Origin of the sequence: Pseudooceanicola lipolyticus (assembly GCF_002786325.1) — a bacterium.
Lineage (GTDB): Bacteria > Pseudomonadota > Alphaproteobacteria > Rhodobacterales > Rhodobacteraceae > Pseudooceanicola_C > Pseudooceanicola_C lipolyticus.
In genome coordinates this window covers 1-3469 of sequence record NZ_PGTB01000258.1, presented here as the reverse complement: position 1 = coordinate 3469, position 3469 = coordinate 1, and the positions used below count along the sequence as shown (strand labels likewise).

The following is a 3469-nucleotide window of genomic DNA, read 5'->3' as shown; positions in this document are numbered from 1 at the left end:
CGGCGCTGCTGGCCTTGGCGCTGGTCCTGCCCGGGGCCGAGCGCGCGGCGGCGCAGGACAGCGACGCGGCCGGGGATTTCGCGCTGGCCGCGACCTCGGAACTGGTGCTGGCGCATGTGCTGACCGGCGATTCCCGCGTCGATGACATTGCCCTGGCCGGGCTGCGCGGCCTGTCCGACACGCTGTATTTCCGCACCTCGGTCGAGCCGGCGGTGCCGATGGGCATCGATCTGGAGCGGGATGAGCTGGCGTTTTTCCCGATGCTCTACTGGCCGATCACCCCGGCGCAGCCGACGCCTTCGGCCGAGGCCTATGCCAAGCTGAACACCTATCTGCGCTCGGGCGGGATGATCGTGTTCGACACCCGCGATGCCGATATCGCCCGGTTCGGCGCCGCCAGCCCGAACGGGCGCAAGCTGCAGGACCTGGCCGCGCCGCTGGACATACCGCCGCTGGAGCCGATTCCGGGCGACCATGTCCTGACCCGCACCTTCTATCTGCTGCAGGACTTCCCCGGCCGCAACACCAGCCGCGAAGTCTGGGTCGAGGCGGCGCCGCCCGATGCCGAGCAGATCGAGGGCATGCCGTTCCGCAACCTCAATGACGGGGTGACGCCGGTGGTGGTGGGCGGCAATGACTGGGCCGGCGCCTGGGCGGTGGATGAAAACGGCCGCGCGCTGTTGCCGGTGGGCAGCGGTTTTTCCGGCGAACGCCAGCGCGAGCTGGCCTATCGCTTTGGGGTTAATCTGGTGATGCATGTGTTGACGGGTAACTACAAATCCGACCAGGTCCATGTGCCCGCCCTGCTGGACAGGTTGGGGCAATGACCGGGACGCTTCTGTTCGATCCGCTGGTGCCCTGGCCGGTCCTGGCACTGGTGGCGGCGCTGGCCCTGGCCGGCGTGGTGCTGGCGGCGTGGCGCGGGTTGTCTGGCTGGGCGCTGCGCGGGCTGGCGGCGATCGTCATCCTGGCGGCGCTGAGCGGGCCGGTCTTCCAGCAGGAGGACCGCCGGCCGCTGAGCGATATCGTGCTGCTGCTGGAGGATGAAAGCGCCAGCCAGCAGCTGGCCGACCGCCCCGCCCAGATGGCCGAGGCCGTCGAGGCGGTGACCGCCGCGCTGGCCGGGCGCGAGAATACCGAGCTGCGCCGCGTTGCCGTGCCCGATGGCGAAGGCGATGCCGGCACCCAGCTGATGACGGCGCTGAGCGCGGCGCTGGCCGAGGAACCCAGCGCGCGGGTCGCCGGGATCATCGCGCTGAGCGACGGGCGCGCGCATGACATGGAACTGGCCCCCGACCTGCCGGCGCCGATGCACCTGCTGATGACCGGGCACGATACCGACTGGGACCGCCGGCTGATCGTGCGCAACGCGCCGGCCTTCGCCATCATCGGTGAACCGGTGACTTTGACCATCCGCATCGAGGACAGCGGCGCCGCGCCCGTGGGCGCCGGCACCGCGCCGCTGGCGATCTCGATCGATGGCGGCGAACCCGAGCAATACGATGTGCCCATCGGCGCGGATCTGGAACTGCCGATCACCCTGCCCCATGGCGGACGCAACGTGATCCAGTTCACCGTGCCCGCTGCCGAAGGGGAGCTGACCGATCGCAACAACACCGCGCTGATCCAGATCAACGGCGTGCGCGACCGGCTGCGGGTGCTGCTGGTCTCGGGCGAGCCGCATCCCGGCGGCCGCACCTGGCGCAACCTGCTGAAATCGGACAGCTCGGTCGACCTGGTGCATTTCACCATCCTGCGGCCGCCGGAAAAGCAGGATGGCGTGCCGGTGGGAGAGCTGTCGCTGATCGCGTTCCCGACGCGCGAGTTGTTCCTGGAGAAGATCGATGATTTCGATCTGATCATCTTTGACCGCTACAAGCGGCGCGGCATCCTGCCGACCATCTACCTGGACAACGTGGCCAATTACGTGCGCGAGGGCGGCGCGGTGCTGGTCGCCGCCGGGCCGGATTTCGCCACCGCCGATTCGATCTATCGCTCGCCGCTGGGCGCGGTGCTGCCCGCCGCGCCGACCGCCCGGGTGATCGAACAGCGCTATCGCCCGCGGGTGACCGAGCTGGGCGACCGCCACCCGGTGACCAGCGATCTGCAGGGCGGCGACACTTGGGGATCGTGGCTGCGCCAGGTCGACCTGGAGCCGGAATCGGGCACCGTGGCGATGGCTGGCGTCGACGACCGGCCGCTGCTGGTGCTGGACCGGGTCGGCGAAGGCCGCGTGGCGCTGCTGGCCTCGGACCATGCCTGGCTGTGGAACCGCGGCTATGAGGGTGGCGGCCCGCAGCTGGAACTGCTGCGGCGGCTGGCGCACTGGATGATGAAGGAACCCGAGCTGGAGGAAGAGGCGCTGACCGCCGAGGTGACCTCGGGCCAGACCATGCGCATCATCCGCCGCACCCTGTCGGAGGACATCGGCGAGGTCACGGTGACCACGCCCTCGGGCGAGACCGAAACCGTGACGCTGGACCCGGTGGCGCCGGGCCGGTTCGAACGGCTTTACCGCGGCGCCGAGATCGGGCTGTACCGGCTGGTCGAGGGCGCACAGGAGGCGGTGATCGGGCTGGGCCCGGCGGCGCCGCGCGAGTTCGAGGAAACCATCGCCACCCCGGCCCTGTTCGAGCCGGTGATCGAACCGCTGCGCGGTGGTGCCTTCGATATCGAAGATGGCATCCCGTCGATCCGCAACGTGCGCGAAGGCCGCCCGGCGGCGGGGCGCGGCTGGATCGGGCTGACCCCGCGCAACGCCTATGAAACCCGCGACGTGACCCAGACCGCGCTGCTGCCGCCCTGGCTGGTGTTGCTGATGGCGGCGCTGCTGATCGTCGGCGGCTGGCTGCGCGAGGGGCGGCGGTAAGCGATCTTGCAAGCGGGAGCGACGATCCCGGCCCGGATGCGAGCCGGAGGCGCCGGGCCGCAACTTATGGCAACGCGCCCCGGCCGCCGTGCCGGGGCTCACGCTGACCCCAGGCCCTCCTGTTCCAGCAGCGCCTGCAACCCGCTGCGGTAATCGGGATAGCGCAGGGTCACCCCCAGCTCGGTCTTGATCAGGTCGTTTTTCACCCGCTTGCTCTCGGCGTAGAACGACCGTGCCATCGGTGTCATCTCGGCGGTGCCGAAAGCCTCGGCCGGGGGCGGCGGCAGGCCCAGCAAGGCCGCGGCATGGGCGATCACCTCTTGCGGCGGCGCCGGATTGTCGTCGCAGACATTGTAGATCGCGCCGGGGCGTGGCCGGGCCATCGAGGCCAGGATCACCTGGGCGATGTCCTCGACATGGATGCGGCTGAACACCTGGCCATCCTTGATGATGCGCCGCGCGGTGCCGGCGCGCACCTTGGCAAAGGGGCCGCGGCCGGGGCCATAGATGCCGGCCAGCCGGAAGATATGCAGCGGCAGGCCGGGGATCGCGCGCCACTCGGCCTCGGCCTGGACCCGCCAGGCCCCGCGCCGGGTCGAG

General features: G+C 70.3%; 3 protein-coding genes. 2 read left to right on the top strand and 1 reads right to left on the bottom strand.

Features of this window, described 5'->3' with window-relative positions:
- On the top strand, positions 1–827 hold an 827-nt coding region (locus CVM52_RS24505; RefSeq protein WP_133119975.1), incomplete at its 5' end, for a DUF4159 domain-containing protein.
- Positions 824–2869 carry a hypothetical protein gene (locus tag CVM52_RS24500; RefSeq protein ID WP_100164911.1) on the top strand — a complete coding sequence of 682 codons (2046 nt, stop codon included), beginning with the start codon at positions 824–826 and terminating at the stop codon, positions 2867–2869. The genes CVM52_RS24505 and CVM52_RS24500, both read left to right, overlap by 4 nt.
- Positions 2870–2967: 98 nt before the next feature.
- Here the strand turns inward: CVM52_RS24500 and CVM52_RS24495 are convergent.
- Positions 2968–3469: Rossmann-fold NAD(P)-binding domain-containing protein (locus tag CVM52_RS24495; RefSeq protein WP_503128404.1), on the bottom strand; the 502-nt coding region annotated here is incomplete at its 5' end.

Excerpts from the sequence above, each read along its gene's own strand:
- CVM52_RS24500 (WP_100164911.1), top strand. The coding sequence starts at position 824 with ATGACCGGGACGCTTCTGTTCGATCCGCTGGTGCCCTGGCCGGTCCTG.